Raw genomic sequence first — 17,779 nt, forward strand, 5'->3', positions numbered from 1 at the left:
AACACCGGTTTCGGGCAAGGCCTGGCTGCCTGTGGCGACACTATCGCGGGGCAAGCCCGCGACAGGAGCCTAGCCTACCTGGTGTTCGTGAAGTGGGGAGCATTCCCCACCCAGCCCTGGGTGTCTATCCCCAGGTTTGTGGCAGTTGCCCGAGCGTGTCTCATTCGCACTCTTGCAACATCTTGAAACACGTGGCGTTTAGCCATTTGCCGATTGGCACAGCGGTTGCTGACCCCTGTTCAAGGCACATCGCCACTTATCGCAGTGGCAACAGATGCCAACCTGCACAACACGGGGCATACGGCAATGAAGAAACCAGTTGCAACATCGACCCAGATGTTCAGGTTGTCCTCCCTCACGGCGCTGCTGCTCAGCCTGGGGATGGCCAACGTGTTCGCTGGGTCGCTTGACGACGTGAGCCAACCACCGCCCACCGACCCTTCCGCCTTCAGCGACCTGGCCGCCGATCCGGTAGCCCTGGCGGCGGCGCTGGAGGCCTTGAAGAACATGCCCGAGGCCAACGAAGGCTCGCTCGAACTGAGCAACGGGGTCTACGGCACCCGCGCCACGGTGACCAGCAACAATGCCCTGCCCCCGGCGCAGCAGACCTCACGCAAATACCCCACCAACGGCAAGCCCAGCCCATTGTTCGGCGCCGAACCCTTTACCCAGCAGCTGCTGCTGTTCGAAGAATTCGGCCCAGAGAAACTCGACCCGGCCACCCCGCCCTACAGCCTGACCTTCCCGCCCCCGGTGATCGGTGCCGCGCCCGCGCAGGACCCAGACTACGCCGCGCGCAGCAGCCCCAACGGCAATGCCCTGGAGGCGTTCCTCACCCAACCGGGGCTGACACCGTTCCCGTCGCAGTACGCCAACGTGCTCGACCGCAACCCGTGGAAGGCGCAGATCGAGATGTTCCTCAACCGCAGCGGGGTCGGCTCTCCCGCCGAGGGCCGCCCACCAGGAAAGGGCTGGTCGCACCAGCGCTGGAACGAGTTCTACCCACAGGCCGCATTCAAGACCGCGCAGGCCGGCGCACGCATCAACCAGGGTTTGCGTGACCGCAAGCAACTGCACAACTACGCCCAGGGCGAATTCGCCCTGGGCGGACTGTACTACCAGACCTCCGACATCCCCACCACCCAGGGCACCACCAAGGGTATCGATACCCGCTTCCACCCGAAAATGCCCCTGCAGGGCCACAAGGCGTTATGGACCTTCGACGGCACCTTCCCACCCAAGCTGCTGATGGTGCGCTATGGCCAGCCGGTGCTGATGCGTCACTACAACGCCCTGCCGATCGACCCCTCGGCCAACAACGGCTTCGGTCTGCACACCATCTCCACCCACGAGCACAACGGCCACTCGCCGGCCGAGAGCGACGGTTTCGCCAACGCCTACTTCTTCCCCGGCCAATACTATGACTACCGTTGGCCGATCCAGCTGGCCGGCTACGACACCATCAACACCCGCGCCCAGGACCCGCGCGCTGCCTTCCCCTGCGCGCCGGGCGAAACCCTGTACGTCAACGACGCGTCCCCAGGCCTCAAGACCTGTGAGAACGGCAGCATCAAGATCCGCGGTGATTGGCGCGAGACCATGAGCACCCACTGGTTCCACGACCACATGCTCGATTTCACCGCGCAGAACGTCTACAAGGGCAACGCGGTGATGATGAACTACTACTCGGCCATCGACCGTGGCAACGAAGCCCTGCAGGACGGCGTCAACCTGCGCTTCCCCAGCGGCGCGGCGATGCCATGGGGTAACCGCGACTACGACGTCAACCTGGTCATCGCCGACAAGGCCTGGGACGCCAACGGCCAGTTGTGGTTCAACCCGTTCAACACAGACGGCTTCCTCGGCGACCAGATCCTGGTCAACTGGCAGTACCAGCCCAAGCTCAAGGTGCGCGCGCGCAGCTATCGTTTCCGCATTCTCAACGGCTCGGTGTCGCGCTACTTCAAGTTCGCCGTGGTGCGTGAGATCGCCGGCAACGGCGGCGAGTTCAAGGGCCCGAGCGGCTCCAACGTCTCCTATGCCCGCGTGCCGTTCCACATGATCGCCAACGACGGCAATATCATGGAACACGCCGTGCCGTTCGACGGCACCCTCGACCTCAACGGTGACGGCAACCTGCAGGACAACAACGCCATCCTGCCGCTGCAGGGCATCGCCGAGCGCTACGACATCATCATCAATTTCGCCAAAAACGGGATCAAGGTCGGCGACAAGCTGTACTTCGTCAACCTCATGGAGCACGACACCGGCAAGAGCCCGAAACAGCCCATACCCCTGGCCGACGTGTTGTCGGAGAAGTACAAGGCGGTGATCAAGCAGACCAGCAAAGGCCCGGAATGGGATGGCGGCGACCCGGTGGTCGGCAAGTTCATGCAGTTGATCGTGCAGCCCTATACCGGCCAGGACCTCAGCATGGACCCGAGCTTGTATGAACCGGCCAAGCCCGGCAAAACCGCCGGATTGGTGATGATCCCCCTGTCGATCGACCGCAACAGCGCCAGTGACCAGACCAAGATCAAGGCCGCCCGCCATCGCGAGTTCATTTTCGGCCGCTCCGACGGCACCGACAGCACCCCCTGGACCATCAAGACCGACGGCGGCTTCGGCTACACCATGGACCCACGGCGCATCAGCGCCGCCCCGCAACTGGCCAACGAGGCTACCGACGGCGGCTTCAGCGGCGACGGCACCCTGGAAGTGTGGAAGATCAAGAACGGTGGCAACGGCTGGAGCCACCCGGTGCATGTGCACTTCGAGGAAGGGGTGATTCTCAGCCGCGACGGCAAGGCCCCGCCGGAATGGGAAAAATGGGCGCGCAAGGACGTCTACCGCATCGGCCCGGACAGCGACTCCTCGGAAGAAGTGGAAATGGCCATTCGCTTCCGCGAGTTCGCCGGCACCTACATGGAGCATTGCCACAACACCCAGCACGAAGACACCTCGATGCTGCTGCGCTGGGACCTTGAGCACCCCGGCCAGTTCCAGATGATGCCGACGCCATTGCCTGGCTGGGATGGTGTGGAGTACGTCAACTCCGCGGCCCTGCCGACCTTCCGCACCTCGAGCAGCGGCCCGGGCAACGACAGCAACAAGCCGCCGGTGGCGGTCAACGACAGCGCCGCGACCATGGCCGGCAAGCCGATCGTGCTCAACGTGCTGGCCAACGACACCGACCCCGACGGCAACCTGCCGCTGAGCGTCAGCAGCCTGGCCCAGCCCGACTCCGGCCAGGGCACGGTCAGCAGCAACGGTACCCAGGTCACCTACACCCCACCGGCCACCGTCGCCACGGCATTCACCGCCAGCTTCACCTACGCCGCACGCGACGCCAAGGGCCTCGAATCCCTGGCCCCGGCCACGGTGAGCATCGCGGTTTCGCCCGCCGTGCCGATGGACGAAATCCAGGTCAGCAGCGCTTCGGTGCAGTTGCGCAGCAACAGCCGCTGGACCTGGGAGGTGTCCGGCACCACCTCGGTGGCCGCCGGCAACAGCATCCGGGTGACCAGCAACACCACCAGCGGGCCGCTCGACCTGGGCCTGGCGACGTTGAGCGCCAGCGGTTCCGGCGCGCGCTGGAAACTATCGGTAACCACTACCGGCAGCGGCCCGGCCTCGCCACCGGCGGTAACGGTCAAGTCAGCGCTGGGGCAGAGCGTGACGGTACCGTTGAGCATACGTTGATATCGCCAAGACCCGACAGGGAATTGGCGTGGGAGCGGGCTTGCCCCGCGATGAACGCACCGCATGGCACCGGCTCTGCCGGTGTTCGCGGGGCAAGCCCGCTCCCACGCTGCCCTGGCCTGCCCCTGACCAGAGGGTAAAACCATGCCCCGCCTCTTCCGCCTGCTGCTCCTGTTGCTGCTCACCCTCAGCCTCGCCTGGTCGCTGCCCCCCAGCACCCGCGCAACGCCCTCCACCCCCTGGGGCGCCGACTACTTCCCCAACATCCCCCTGCTCACCCAGGACGGCCGCCAGGTGCATTTCTTCGACGACCTGATCAAGGACAAGGTGGTGGCCATCAATTTCATATTCACCGGTTGCGGCGACTCCTGCCCGGTGGAAACCGCCCGCCTGCGCCAGGTACAGAAGCTGCTGGGCGAGCGCGTCGGCCAGGACATCTTCATCTACTCGATCAGCATCGACCCCTACAACGACACCCCCGCCACCCTCAAGCGCTACGCGGAAAAATTCGCCATCGGCCCCGGCTGGACCCTGCTCACTGGCGAGGCCGCCGACATCGAACAGCTGCGCCGCAGCCTGGGCCTGTACATCGAAGGCCTGGAGAATGGCCGCAGCAAGGACCACAACCTCAGCCTGATAATAGGCAACCAGGCCACCGGCCGCTGGATGAAGGCCTCGCCCTTCGAAAGCCCGTACATCCTCGCCGACCGCCTGGCCAACAGCCTGCACAACTGGAAAACCGCCAGCGCCCAGCACCGCGATTATACCCAGGCCCCCGACATCCGCCCGCCGAGCAAAGGCGAGCAACTGTTCAGGACCCGCTGCTCGTCATGCCATACCCTGGGCGACGCAGAGCCAGGCGCCACCCACGGCATCGGCCCGGATCTGCTGGGGGTGACCCGGCAGCGAGACGAACTGTGGTTGAAGCGCTGGCTGATGGAACCCGATCGGATGCTCGCGGAGAAAGACCCGTTGGCAATGCTGCTGTTCGCGCAGTACAACCAGTTGGCGATGCCCAACATGCGATTGGGGGAAACAGAGGTGGCTGCGCTGGTCGGCTATCTCGAAGAGGAAACGACGCGCTTGCAAGCACCGCATTGAGCGACCGCAGGGGAACGCTGCGGGGCAGCTGGCGATATCATGAAGCCATCAAATCGCGTTAAGCTCGCAGCATACACTCAGCCATCGCACCATTGGGTCCGGTGCACGCACTGCTCGCCGAGATCACAAGGAGTCTTCTCATGCCATACATCACCCAGGTCGACAGCACCCTTTGGGCACTGATCACTCGCCTGCAGGGTCAGGAGCTGCAAACACCCCATACGCCGAGCAACGCTCGCTTCCAGGTCGATGCGGTCGGTGCCGACAACCTGACGATCACCACCGGCGCCCAGGCCAGTAGCCTGACCATCAGTCGTGGGGCATTCCAGCAAACACTGGACTATCTCGCAGCCAACGGGCACTTCGGCGTTTCCAACGCGGTCCCGGTCGCCTCCAACAAGGACCCGGCACTGGCCGGTCCGGTCTGCCTGGCGGCGCGTCTTCAGCCCAACGGCAACCCTGGGCGCATGGTCATCACCTACATCCTGCCGATTCTCGAACACTGCCAGGCGGTCGGCATACAGCGCGCCACCACCCCGACCACGACCTGGCTTCTACCCTGAAGGCCATCTTGTCAGCGCGGCAGGACGCCAACGCGCCGCAGTTCCCATGCCGCATTTTTGCCTAGAGCGACCGCCCGGATCCCGAGGCCCCGTTTTCAAGGATGTCGATGAACCCGTCAAGCATCGTGCGCTACTGGCACGCCATCGAATTGTTGCAACCTCAACCCGTACCCAAGCTGAACATCCGTGACGAGGACGATATTTATCTGCCGTTCTTCCACGACATCCGCAGCCAGGAAGACCCGCTGCCCTGGATGCCCGGCAGCCTGGTGGGCAAGCAGAAACTGCCGGAAAAACGCGTGTGGAGCCACAGCCTGTTCGCCCACCTTTACGACAGCCTGGCGGTGACCACAGCGCTGGGAGAGCGGTTTGGCGCCGACCAGGGCTACAGCGAGCCACAGTCGCGGGAAACGGCCCTGTTCGCCCTGCGCTTCAGCGCGGAAGGCATGCTGGTACCGGACAGCCTGGTGCTGTCCAGCGAAGCATGGTTTCTTGGTTGCGTGCTTGCCGAGCGGAAGTGGGAGCATGGCTTCGCCAGCGCCCAGGACGACGCCCGCCAACTGGCCTGCCAGCTGCTTGGCACAGCCGTCACCTGCGATGCGTTGCACGAGCTTACCCAGGCGATTGTTCAAGCGTTGGGGCTGGAGGCATTCTTCGGCGATGCCCCCCGCCGCCACAGGGTGCGCTCCACCCCGATCGATCCAGAGAAGCCGGCGCCTCAGGACGATCCACTCAACAGCTTCCTGCTCGATGACCTCACCCATGTCGCCTCGGCGCTGGATCGCGGCGTGTCCAGCACCGCGCTCGCCCAGTTCCTGCGTGAACATGCCCCAGGCCAACGGCTGCACCTGGACCAGCCGCATGCCTCGCTGCCGATCATCGAACGTCTCTATCCACATCGCCATGCACCGGGCTGCTGGCCGAGCGACAAGCATCTTGGCCTGGTGCACTCGCAACAACTGGCGGTCAACAGCCTGTTGGCCGAACTCGGTGAAAGTGCCGGAGTCATGGGAGTCAACGGTCCGCCAGGAACGGGCAAGACCACACTGTTGCGCGACCTGATCGCCGCCGTGGTGACCCGCCGAGCCGATGTTCTCGCCTCGTTCGACCGGGCTTCCCAAGCCTTCCTCAACAATGGTTGCGAGGAGCTCAACGACGGCGGGCGGCCGCAGAAAGGCTACCGCCTGAACCCCGAGCTGTTCGGTTTCGAAGTCGTGGTAGCCTCGAGCAACAATGGTGCGGTGGAAAACATCACCCTGGAGCTGCCGCAGGCCGGAAAGGTCGACCCATCCTGGCTTGGCGAAATCGATTACTTCGCTGACATCGCCACATTGCTGATCGATCAGCCGGCCTGGGGATTGATCTCTGCGGCATTGGGCAGCAAGACCAAGCGCAAGCAGTTCGTCAGCCAGTTTTTCTACGGTGAAGCACCACCCAAGAAGAAAAAGGCACGAACGAGCGAAGCCGCGAACGACCTGCAGACCGCCGACGTGCTCGCTGAGCACGAAGACAGCTACACCGCGGATATCGACGTATCCGACAAGCCGACCGGCCCTCGGGGGTTCATCGGCTGGCTGAGCAACCCAGCCAACAGCATCCCCGAGAGCGAGCGCCAGGCACGCTGGAAAGCGGCAAAGCGTCGCTACACCGCCAGCAAGGATGCAGCCGACGCGCTGTGTGAACAAATCGCGGCGATCAATCAACGAATCGATGCCGTTCGTGAACGCCGAACGGCGTTTACCCTTCAACAGGCCGAGCACGACGCTCACTGGCGCGCCCATGAGCAACTCAAGGCCGGCCAGCTAGACCACGAGCACGCGAATCTGCTGCCGGCGCGGAATGAACTGAGAAGTGCGCTGGATGCCCTGGACAGCCAGGTTGGCCAACGGCCCGGCTTGTGGCTCAATCTTTTCACCCTCGGGGGAGCGGGCCGCACATGGCGTGCGCAACGTGCCCACCTGAAGCAACGCCACCAGCTTTGCAGCGACAACTACGCCACCGCCATGAAACAGGATGCGCGTCTTGCCGAGCAGCTACAGACGCATCAACTGCTGCTCGAAACCGCCAGGCAGCAGCTTGGGCTTGCAGAGGCAGCGTTGCACACCGACGTCGAAACAGCTCGGCAACTTGCCATTGCGGGGGGCGCCGAACATCTGCTGCCCTGGCTGACGCAGGAGGACATTGGCCGTGGGGAGGCCATCGAGAAACTCGAGCCCTGGCAATTGAAAGGCTGGCGCCAGGCACGGGCCCGGGTGTTCATCGAGGCACTCGGCCTGCACAAGACCCTGTTCCAGATCGAGGCGAAGCGCTTGAGCGCCAACCTCTACTGCATCACCCGTCAACTGACAGGCAGCCAGTATCTGGGCATTTCCCAAGAACTGAGCCGGTCGATCTGGGCATCACTGTTCATGGTGGTTCCGGTCCTGAGCAGCACCTTTGCCTCGTTCGCCCGTTCATTCGGCAGCTTTGGCTGTGAAGAAATTGGCTGGCTGCTGGTGGACGAGGCCGGCCAGGCCACGCCACAGGCTGCCGTAGGCGCCCTGTGGCGTGCACGCCGCGCCGTGCTGGTCGGCGATCCGCTGCAGTTGCCGCCCATCGTGCCGGTATGTGATGCCGTGCTCGAGCACATGCGAAACCACTACCAGGTCGATCCGCACTGGATCTGCAATCGCCAGTCTGCCCAATCCCTTGCCGACCTTGCCACGCGATGGGGCAAGATGCTGGGCCCAAAGGAGGCGCAAACCTGGGTAGGCTTGCCACTGGTGGTCCATCGTCGCTGCGACCGTCCCATGTTCAAGATGGCTAACCTCATTGCCTATGATGGTGCCATGGTCTATGGCACAGGCGCGCCTGAACCCGCGAAAGCTACCAAGGCCAGCCTGCCCTCCGGCTGGCTGCATGCTCCAGGACCATCGTCAGGCAATTGGGTCCGCCAGGAAGGCATCATGCTCAAACGTCTGCTGGAACGCCTTGAGGCCGATGGCGTGACGAAGGACGCGATTACCGTCATTACGCCGTTTCAGGACGTGCGAAGCAAACTCTCGACATTCCTGCCCAGCCAGATCGTCTACGGCACCATACATACCATGCAGGGCAAGGAGGCAGAGATCATCGTCCTGGTGCTCGGTGGCAGCGCCGACAACCGAGGAGCACGCGACTGGGCGGTCGAAACGCCGAACCTGCTCAACGTTGCGGTCACCCGCGCCCGAGAGCGGCTGTACGTCATCGGTGACTACGATGACTGGAGCACGCGCCAGCAATTCGAACAGATCATGCATCTGCTGCCGAAACAGTCCCTGCTGGCACTCAGCAACACAACCACAGCGTAAGCCCCTGTGCCGAGCGTGGCCCGCCCTGACAACGGGGTTGGCCATGCACGTCGCGGGGCACTTGACCCACATCCACTGCCCACTCCATGCTCGACCGCTTCCACCCCACGCTCAAGGAACGATTGCATGAAGCTGGAAACACTCGCCATCCACGCAGGCTTCAGCCCCGACCCGACCACCAAGGCGGTGGCCGTGCCGATCTACCAGACCACCTCGTTCGCCTTCGACGACACCCAGCACGGCGCCGACCTGTTCGACCTCAAGGTGGCCGGCAACATCTACTCGCGCATCATGAACCCCACCAACGATGTGCTCGAACAGCGCATGGCCGCCCTCGAAGGCGGGGTTGGCGCGCTGGCAGTGGCTTCGGGCATGGCCGCCATCACCTATGCCATCCAGACCGTCGCCGAGGCCGGCGACAACATCGTCTCGGTAGCCAAGCTGTACGGCGGCACCTACAACCTGCTGGCCCATACCCTGCCGCGCCAGGGCATCACCACCCGCTTCGCCGCCCACGACGACATCGCCGCCCTCGAGGCGCTGATCGACGAACGCACCAAGGCGGTGTTCTGCGAGTCCATCGGCAACCCTGCCGGCAATATCGTCGATATCGCCGCGCTGGCCGAGGCCGCCCACCGCCACGGCGTGCCGCTGATCGTCGACAATACCGTGGCCACGCCAATCCTCTGCCGCCCGTTCGAGCACGGCGCTGATATTGTCGTGCACTCGCTGACCAAGTACATCGGCGGCCACGGCACCAGCATCGGCGGCATCGTCATCGACTCGGGCAAATTCCCCTGGGCCGATCACACGCAACGTTTCGCCCTGCTCAATACCCCCGACCCGTCCTACCACGGCGTCACCTACACCGAAGCCTTCGGCCCCGCCGCCTTCATCGGCCGCTGCCGCGTGGTGCCGCTGCGCAACACCGGCGCCGCGCTGTCGCCGTTCAACGCCTTCCTGATCCTGCAAGGCCTGGAGACCCTGGCCCTGCGCATGGAGCGCCATACCGAGAACGCGTTCAAGGTTGCCCGCTACCTGCAGGAACACGACCAGGTGGCCTGGGTGAAATACGCAGGCCTGCCCGATCACCCCGAGCACCAACTGGCCCAGCGCTACACCGGCGGCAAGCCAGCCTCGATCCTGTCGTTCGGCATCAAGGGCGGCCAGGCCGCCGGGGCGCGCTTCATCGATGCGCTGCAACTGGTGGTGCGCCTGGTGAACATCGGCGACGCCAAGTCGCTGGCTTGCCACCCCGCCTCCACCACCCACCGCCAGCTCAACGACGAAGAGCTGGAAAAGGCCGGTGTGCCGCGAGACATGGTGCGCCTGTCGATTGGTATCGAGCACAGCGATGACATCATCGCCGACCTTGCCCAGGCCCTGGAGGCCAGCCGCGGCTGATCCACCCGCGCCCCACCCAATGCCGACGGCGGGCGCCCCCTTGCAGAACCGGAACTGCGCGCAATGACCCTCTTCTACCTGAAACTCCTCGTCACCCCGCTGCTGATGTGGGCCATCTCCCTTGCCTCGCGGCGCTGGGGCGGCCTGCTCGGCGGCTTGCTGTCCGGCCTGCCGATCACCTCGGCGCTGGTGATGACCTTCCTGTGCCTGGAGCAAGGCACGGCCTTCGCCCTGGGCGCGGTGCCGGGTGCGTTGGGCGGCTTGGCGGCGGTGCAGGCCACCTACGCGTTCTACCTGTTCGCCACGCGCAAGCTCGGCATCGCTGCGGCGGTATCGCTGGCGATCCTGTTCTACGGCCTGGCGGCCTATGCCTTCACCCACTGGGGCGGGTTGTACCTGTCGGTCGGCGTGGCGCTGCTGCTGATCGGCGTGTTGATCCGCGCCAGTGGCCGCGAGCCCAGGCCCGATACCTTCGCCCGGCCCCGGCATCGCTACTGGGAGATCCCGCTGCGCATGGTGTCCGCCACCTCGCTGCTGATGCTCACCACCGGCCTGGCCAGTTGGCTGGGGCCGGCGACCAGCGGCATGCTGGCACCAATCCCGGTGATCGCCTGGCCTTTGGTGGTGTTCGCTCACATGCAGGGCGGCCGCGCCGGGATGGCGGCGATGGTGCGGGGCAATGCCATCGGTGCGGTGGGGGTGATTGCGTTCTACCTGGCGATGGCGGGGTTGCTCGAGCAGGCGGGCGTCGCCATTACCATGCTGGTTGCGATGGCGATCGCCGTTGGCCTGACCATCGCCCTGGCAACCCTGTTGAAAGGGCGTACCTGAAGCTGCCGCAATTGGCGGCACATCGGTATCGCCGACATTGATACCCCGTACCGCGTCTTGCGCCAGGGCCTGGGCCCCTTCGAAAATTCAATGATGGCAAACTGGCATTCCGCCAAACCTCGACAATACTGGCTCGACACATGGATTCCTTGCCCACAACAACAAAAGGGAATTTGCGATGAGCCAGCCCCAACCCTTGGACGTCGCCATCATCGGCGGCGGTGTCTCCGGTACCTACAGCGCCTGGCGCCTGCAACAGGCCCACGGCGACAGCCAGCGTATCCAGCTATTCGAATATGGCGACCGCATCGGCGGGCGGCTGTTCAGCGTCAAGCTGCCCGGCCTGCCCAACGTGGTCGCCGAGGTGGGCGGCATGCGCTACATGCCCGGCGCCGACGGCCATGTGATGGTCGACACCCTGGTGCAGCACCTGGGCCTGCCGAGCAAGGACTTCCCCATGGGCAACGAACTGCCCAAAGACGCGCCCATCGGCGCCCAGGACAACCTGTTCTACCTGCGCGGCCAGCGCTTCCGTTTCCGCGACTTCGTCGAAGCGCCGCACAAGATTCCCTACGACCTGGGCTGGACCGAGCGCGGCTACAACCCCGAAGACCTCCAGGTCAACGTGATGAACAGTATCTACCCCGGCTTCGACAAGCTGAGCCTGGCCGAGCAGATGCAGGTGCAGGTGTTCGGCAAACCGATCTGGCGCTACGGCTTCTGGGACCTGCTCTACCGCGTGCTGAGCAACGAGGGCTACCAGTTCATGAAGGACGCCGGTGGCTACGAGGCCAACGTCGCCAACGCCAGCGCCGTGACCCAGCTGCCCGCCACCGAATACAGCGACGCCACCGTGTTCCGCACGCTCAAGGATGGCTTCCAAAGCCTGCCGCTGACCCTGGCCCAGCGCTTCAGCGAACAGGCCGGCGGCCTGGTGCCCGCCGACCAGCGCATCCAGATGAACCGCCGCCTGGCCGCCCTGAGCTACAGCGACGACACCGAGTACCCCTACCGCCTGCACCTGCGCCACACCGAAACCGTCAACGGCAAGACCCACGACCTCGAAGGCGAGGACATCGTCCACGCCCGCCAGGTGATCCTCGCCCTGCCGCGCCGCGCGCTGGAGCTGATCGACTCGCCGCTGTTCGACGATCCATGGCTCAAGGACAACCTCGGCTCGGTGCTGGTGCAGTCGGCGTTCAAGCTGTTCCTGGCCTACGAGCAACCCTGGTGGCGCAACCTGGGCCTGGTGGCCGGGCGCTCGGTCACCGACCTGCCGATCCGCCAGTGCTACTACATGGGCACGGAGTGCGATCAGGCAGGTGGCGAGAACACCTTCAACTCGCTGCTGATGGCCTCCTACAACGACATCGGCACCGTACCGTTCTGGAAAGGCCTGGAAGACGGCCCCGAATTCATCGGCTACACCCCGCGCAGCCTCGAAGGGCGCATCGCCAGTGACGCGGTGGTGCCGCGCACGCAGTTCCAGATCAGCGACGAGATGGTGCGCATCGCCCAGCGCCAGGTCACTCAGCTGCACGCCCAGGTCGAGCTGCCGGCACCCTACAGCGCCGTGTACCACGCCTGGGATGCCGACCCCTACGGTGGCGGCTGGCACGAGTGGAAGGCCAACTACCGCCTGGACCTGATCATCCAGAAGATGCGCCACCCGGTTAAGGACCAGCAGGTGTTCATCGTCGGCGAGGCCTATTCCTATGGCCAGGGCTGGGTCGAAGGCGCGCTGACCACCGCCGAGTCCGCCTTGCAGGAGTTCTTCGAACTGCCGCGCCCCAACTGGCTGCCGGCCTCCTACCAACTGCTGCCGACCCCGGCACCGGAAGAGATCGACTACGCCACGCCGCCCATGCCCGGCCACGCGCCGCAGGTGCTCGAAGCAATCACCCAGGCCATCTGTGCGGGGGTCAAGCCATGAGCACCTTCACCGTGGCCGACTACCTGCTGACCCGGCTCAAGGAACTGGGCCTGGACAAGGTGTTCCAGGTGCCGGGGGATTATTGCTCCAGGTTCATGAGCGCGCTGGACGCCTTCGACGGCATCGACGCCGTGGGCGAAGTCTATGAGATGGGCGCCGCCTACAGCGCCGACGGCTACGCCCGGGTGCACGGCCTGGGCGCGGTGTCGCTGCAGTACGGCGTGGGCACCTTCAGCGCGGTGAACGCCATCGCCGGCGCCTATGTGGAGCGCAACCCGGTGGTGGTGATCTCCGCCAGCCCCTCGACCAGCGACCGGCTCAAGGCCAATGCCCAGAACGTGCTGTTCCATCACTCCACCGGCAACTTCGAGGCCGATCGCAACGTGCTGGAGCAGGTGACCGTGGCCTGCGAGATCCTCGCTGACCCGCACCGCGCGCCCTGGCAGATCGACAACGCGCTGATCGCCGCCCTCACCCACCGCCAGCCCATTTACCTGGAAGCCTACCAGGACATCTGGGGCGCCGAGGTCAGCCGCCCCCACGGCCAGCTGACCCCAGCCCCGCGCCCGTCCAACCCCCAAGCCTTGCAAAGCCTGGTCGAGGCCACCGTGCAACGTCTGGCCACGGCGCGCCAGCCGCTGGTGCTGCTGGGCGTGGAAATCATCCGCTACGGCCTGCAGGACGCCGTGCAACGCCTGATCGACAGTTGCGGCCTGCCCTTCTCCACCACCCTCGACGCCAAGACCGTGCTCGACGAAAGCCAGGCACCGTTCATCGGCACCTACGCCGGCCCCGCCTCGCGCCCGGAAACATCAGCCCAGGTGGATGCCTGCGACTGCATCCTGGCCATCGGCGTGATCTTCACCGACGACTACCTGGACCTGCTCAAGGCCCGCTATGGCGAAATCGTCCAGGTGAACTGCGAGCTGGCCCGCGCCGGCGCCGACTACTACCCCAACGTGCGCCTGCCCGACTATGTCGACGCCCTGCTCAAGGCCCTGAAGGTGGACACCCAGTTCCCCCGCCCAGGCACGGCCCTGGCCGCCTCGCGCCCGCTGCTGGGCAGCGGCGCGGTGCCCAGCGCGCTGAGCTATGCAAGCTTCTTCGACAGCCTGGTGAACTTCGCCCAGGAGCATCGCCTGTGGCAGACCAGCACGCTGATCCTCGGCGAAAGCTCGTCGCTGTACGTGGCCAGCAACATCAACGGCATGCCCCGCGGCAGCTTCATCTCCGATGCCATCTGGGGCTCGCTCGGCCACGAGACCGGCTGCGCCCTGGGCGTGGCGCTGGGAAGTGGCCGGCGCCCGGTGGTGGTGGCCGGTGATGGCGGGTTCATGATGGTCAGCCAGTCGCTGGCGGCGCTGGCGCGCAACAGGGTCAATGCCGTGGTGTTCGTGATGAGCAACCAGGTATATGCGATCGAGCAGGCCTTCGTCGACCCTGATGCGTTCACGCCCGAAGGTGAATTCGCGCCGTTCGATACCCTGCCAGCGCTGGACTACACCGCGCTGGCCAGCGGGTATGGCGCGCTGGGGTATCGGGTGGAAACGGTGGACGAGCTGGAGCGCTTGCTGCCGCAGTTGCTGATGGTGGTGCAGCGGCCAGTACTGGTGGAGGTGAAGATTGCCGAGAAGGACTTCGCCGAGCAGATCAAGCGGTTGGCCGGGGTAAGTTGATTGCACGGCTGATCGCTTGCCTGCAGTAAACAAAAAGCCGCTTTCGATTGCTCGAAAGCGGCTCTTGCGTTTGCAGCGCTGCTCAACTGTCACCCTGTTCCTTGCTTGCCGGCAACTGCCCGTCGATCATCGCCTTGGCCATCCCGCTGAGGTAGTACGTTGCGCGCATCAGCGTCTGTGCCTGTTTCGGCTGGCTCAACGCCTGGTACGTGAGCGCGGTGATACAGCCCAGGATGATCGACGTTTCCTGCAGCACCTCGGCCGTCGGCAACCCCGGTATCGCCTGCACCCAGTCGCGTACCGACCGGCGTCGGGTACGGCCGACCAGGCTGACGATTTTCAGTTCGCCGCTGCCCTTTGCTTGTTCGTCCTTGTCCATGACCCACCCCCTGAAAAATGAAAGAGCCCGCCGCGTCTCACCGCCCGGGGCCAGCGGGCCAAACCGCGCGATCCTTGCGCGGCGCTCTGCCCAAAGGCCCGGCCAACCCCGGACGGCGAAACACGACGAGCAGGGCGAGACTAAAGGGCCTACCCACTCGCTACAACGGCCCGGCGAGTGGAAAAGGTACCTTTAGGAAAAGGACTACACGAACAACGGAAGAACGGCTGTAGGACCTACAAAATCTGCCTGAGCAAGCGGCCGCATAAGTCCATCGCAAGGCACGCACCTACAGAACTGTGCGCTGCCCTGCTTCGCCACTTCAGGCTAGGATGACACCTCGCCCCTCCAGGCCCAGCCACCGCCATGCCCAGAACAAGTAAAGTCACCGACCCGTCCTACGAGCTGATGGACGACCACGAAGGCGCCTCGCTGATCTACCGCCAGCACGGTTTCCCCAGCCCGCTGGTGCGCTGGCACTTCCATAAGGAATACGAGCTGCACCTGATCGTGGCCAGCGCCGGCAAGGTGTTCATCGGCGACTACATCGGCAACTTCGCCCCCGACACGCTGTTCCTCACCGGCCCCAACCTGCCGCACAACTGGATCAGCCAGGTCGGCCCCGACGAGGTGGTGGGCAAGCGCGACATGCTGGTCAACTTCACCGACCAGGTACTTGAACACGGCAGCCAGGTGTTCGCCGAGCTCAACCAGCTGGCCCCGCTGCTGGCCCGGGCGCGCTATGGCATCGAGTTCCGCGACCCGGCATTGATCAACGAGAGCCGCCAACTGCTGCAACGCATCGCCGACAGCCGCGGCATGACCCGCCTGGGATACTTTTTTATCCTCATGGAACAGCTCGCCGCCTGCGAGGACTACCAACTGCTGTCCACCGTGACCTCTTCGCAGCTGGCCGACGAACACAACGTCGAGCGCATCAACCGGGCGGTGGACTACATCTTCCAGCACTACGCCCAGGACCTGACCCAGAACCAGGTCGCCGAGCACCTGGGCATGACGCCGACCTACTTCTCGCGGTTTTTCAAGCAAGCTGCCGGGCGCGGCTTCGTAGAGTTCGTCAACCGGCTGCGGGTGAGCAAGTCGTGCGAGCTGCTGGCCAAGGGCGAGCTGCCGGTGACCGAGGTGTGCTTCGAATCGGGCTTCAGCAACCTGTCGAACTTCAACCGGCGCTTCCTGCAACTCAAGGGCATGACCCCTTCCGACTACCGCAGCCTGGTGACCCAGCGGCTGACCGAGCAGAACCGCGCCTGAGCCTTGGGGCTGCGTTGCAGCCCATCGCCGGCAAGCCGGCTCCCACCCCGACCGCAGCGCCTTCAAGCCAGCGCCATCCCTGTGGGAGCCGGCTTGCCGGCGATGGGGCGCGCATCGGCCTCCGTCCAAGCACTGCAAAAAAGTATCAGCCAAGGTGCAGGCGAGGCTTTGTCGGCATCGCCGTGCACGGGTGTAATCAGCGCCGAGCGATACAAAAACAATAAGGGAGTTCACTGATGAACGACTCGATCAAGGCCTGCCTGGCCGCCGCCTGCCTCAGCCTGCCGCTGCATGCCCAGGCCGCCGACACCCTGACCATCGCCACGGTCAACAACAACGACATGATCCGCATGCAGCGCCTGGCCAAGGTGTTCGAACAGCAGCACCCGGACATCCAGCTCAAGTGGGTGGTGCTCGAAGAGAACGTGCTGCGCCAGCGCCTGACCACCGACATCGCCACCCAGGGCGGCCAGTTCGACGTGCTGACCATCGGCATGTACGAAGCCGCGCTGTGGGGCGCCAAGGGCTGGCTGGCACCGATGACCGACCTGCCCGCCGACTACAACCTCGACGACGTGTTCCCCTCGGTACGCAACGGCCTCTCGGCCAATGGCACGCTGTACGCCCTGCCCTTCTACGCCGAAGCCTCGATCACCTACTACCGCAAGGACCTGTTCCAGCAAGCCGGCCTGAGCATGCCCGAGCAACCGACCTGGACCCAGCTCGGTGAGTTCGCCGCCAAGCTCAACAAGCCCGACCAGGGCCAGTACGGCCTGTGCCTGCGCGGCAAGGCCGGCTGGGGCGAGAACATGGCGCTGATCGGCACCGTGGCCAACGCCTTCGGCGCGCGCTGGTTCGATGAGCAATGGAAACCCGAGTTCAGCGGCAGCGAGTGGAAGAACGCGCTGAACTTCTATGTGAACACCCTCAAGCAATACGGCCCGCCCGGCGCCTCCAGCAACGGTTTCAACGAAAACCTCGCGCTGTTCAACAGCGGCAAGTGCGCGATGTGGGTCGACGCCAGCGTCGCCGGCTCGTTCGTCACCGACAAGACCCAGAGCAAGGTCGCCGACCAGGTCGGCTTCACCTTTGCGCCCAAGGAAGTCACCGACAAGGGCGCCACCTGGCTGTATTCCTGGGCACTGGCGATCCCCACCAGTTCCAAATCCAAGGACGCCGCCAGAACGTTCGCCACCTGGGCCACCTCCGAGGCCTACGGCAAGCTGGTGGCCGAGAAAGAAGGCGTGGCCAACGTGCCGCCCGGCACCCGCGCCTCGACCTACAACGACGCGTACCTGGCCGCCGCGCCATTCGCCAAGGTCACCCTCGAATCACTCAAGCGCGTCGACCCCAACCACCCCACCCTAAAGCCCGTGCCCTACGTGGGCATCCAGCTGGTGACCATCCCCGAGTTCCAGGCCATCGGCACCCAGGTCGGCAAGCTGTTCGCCGCCGCCCTCACCGGGCAAATGAAGGTGGAGCAGGTGCTGGCTGCCGCCCAGCAGTCCACCGAACGCGAGATGAAGCGCGCCGGTTACCCCAAGTAACCCCTACCGCCACCAACCGCGCCGAACCCCGGCGCGGTGACC

11 protein-coding genes are annotated in these 17,779 nt (G+C 64.8%); 10 read left to right on the plus strand and 1 reads right to left on the minus strand.

Annotated elements, in window-relative coordinates; genetic code table 11:
- Positions 1 to 336 precede the first annotated feature (336 nt).
- The 8 genes from ACQ4OD_RS14070 (at position 337) to ACQ4OD_RS14105 (ending at position 14,539) form a co-directional block, all read left to right on the plus strand.
- Positions 337 to 3,702 carry an Ig-like domain-containing protein gene (locus tag ACQ4OD_RS14070; RefSeq protein ID WP_430944452.1) on the plus strand — a complete coding sequence of 1,122 codons (3,366 nt, stop codon included), beginning with the start codon at positions 337 to 339 and terminating at the stop codon, positions 3,700 to 3,702.
- Between the two features lie 144 nt (positions 3,703 to 3,846).
- A complete protein-coding gene (locus ACQ4OD_RS14075) occupies positions 3,847 to 4,803 on the plus strand; it encodes an SCO family protein (protein ID WP_139671489.1) in 957 nt (318 codons plus the stop codon).
- Positions 4,804 to 4,943: 140 nt separating this feature from the next.
- On the plus strand, positions 4,944 to 5,366 hold the full coding sequence (locus ACQ4OD_RS14080) for a hypothetical protein (RefSeq protein ID WP_139671491.1): 423 nt from the start codon (positions 4,944 to 4,946) through the stop codon (positions 5,364 to 5,366).
- 107 nt (positions 5,367 to 5,473) lie between these two features.
- Positions 5,474 to 8,695 carry a DEAD/DEAH box helicase gene (locus tag ACQ4OD_RS14085; RefSeq protein WP_430944453.1) on the plus strand — a complete coding sequence of 1,074 codons (3,222 nt, stop codon included), beginning with the start codon at positions 5,474 to 5,476 and terminating at the stop codon, positions 8,693 to 8,695.
- 126 nt (positions 8,696 to 8,821) lie between these two features.
- Complete coding sequence (locus tag ACQ4OD_RS14090) at positions 8,822 to 10,099, plus strand: bifunctional O-acetylhomoserine aminocarboxypropyltransferase/cysteine synthase (RefSeq protein ID WP_430944454.1); 1,278 nt, start codon at positions 8,822 to 8,824, stop codon at positions 10,097 to 10,099.
- A 63-nt stretch (positions 10,100 to 10,162) separates the two neighbouring features.
- The gene (locus tag ACQ4OD_RS14095) at positions 10,163 to 10,930 is read left to right on the plus strand and encodes a hypothetical protein (RefSeq protein WP_198754859.1); all 768 of its coding nucleotides are present in this window, start codon (positions 10,163 to 10,165) and stop codon (positions 10,928 to 10,930) included.
- A gap of 178 nt (positions 10,931 to 11,108) precedes the next feature.
- Complete coding sequence (locus ACQ4OD_RS14100; protein ID WP_198754858.1) at positions 11,109 to 12,863, plus strand: flavin monoamine oxidase family protein; 1,755 nt, start codon at positions 11,109 to 11,111, stop codon at positions 12,861 to 12,863.
- Complete coding sequence (locus ACQ4OD_RS14105; protein WP_102685024.1) at positions 12,860 to 14,539, plus strand: alpha-keto acid decarboxylase family protein; 1,680 nt, start codon at positions 12,860 to 12,862, stop codon at positions 14,537 to 14,539. Before ACQ4OD_RS14100 ends, ACQ4OD_RS14105 begins: the two co-directional genes overlap by 4 nt.
- Positions 14,540 to 14,621: 82 nt before the next feature.
- Here the strand turns inward: ACQ4OD_RS14105 and ACQ4OD_RS14110 are convergent, their stop codons facing one another.
- Positions 14,622 to 14,918, minus strand: coding sequence for a DUF3077 domain-containing protein (locus ACQ4OD_RS14110; protein ID WP_102685025.1), 297 nt, complete (start codon positions 14,916 to 14,918; stop codon positions 14,622 to 14,624).
- Between the two features lie 366 nt (positions 14,919 to 15,284).
- On the opposite strand from ACQ4OD_RS14110, the gene ACQ4OD_RS14115 reads away from it, so the two are divergent.
- Positions 15,285 to 16,190 (plus strand): AraC family transcriptional regulator, encoded by a 906-nt coding sequence (locus ACQ4OD_RS14115; RefSeq protein WP_139671506.1) that lies wholly within the window; start codon positions 15,285 to 15,287, stop codon positions 16,188 to 16,190.
- 236 nt (positions 16,191 to 16,426) lie between these two features.
- Complete coding sequence (locus ACQ4OD_RS14120; RefSeq protein WP_139671509.1) at positions 16,427 to 17,737, plus strand: ABC transporter substrate-binding protein; 1,311 nt, start codon at positions 16,427 to 16,429, stop codon at positions 17,735 to 17,737.
- The last annotated feature ends 42 nt before the right edge of the window (positions 17,738 to 17,779 follow it).

The organism is Pseudomonas sp. WC1, from assembly GCF_050586565.1.
Taxonomy (GTDB): Bacteria; Pseudomonadota; Gammaproteobacteria; order Pseudomonadales; family Pseudomonadaceae; genus Aquipseudomonas.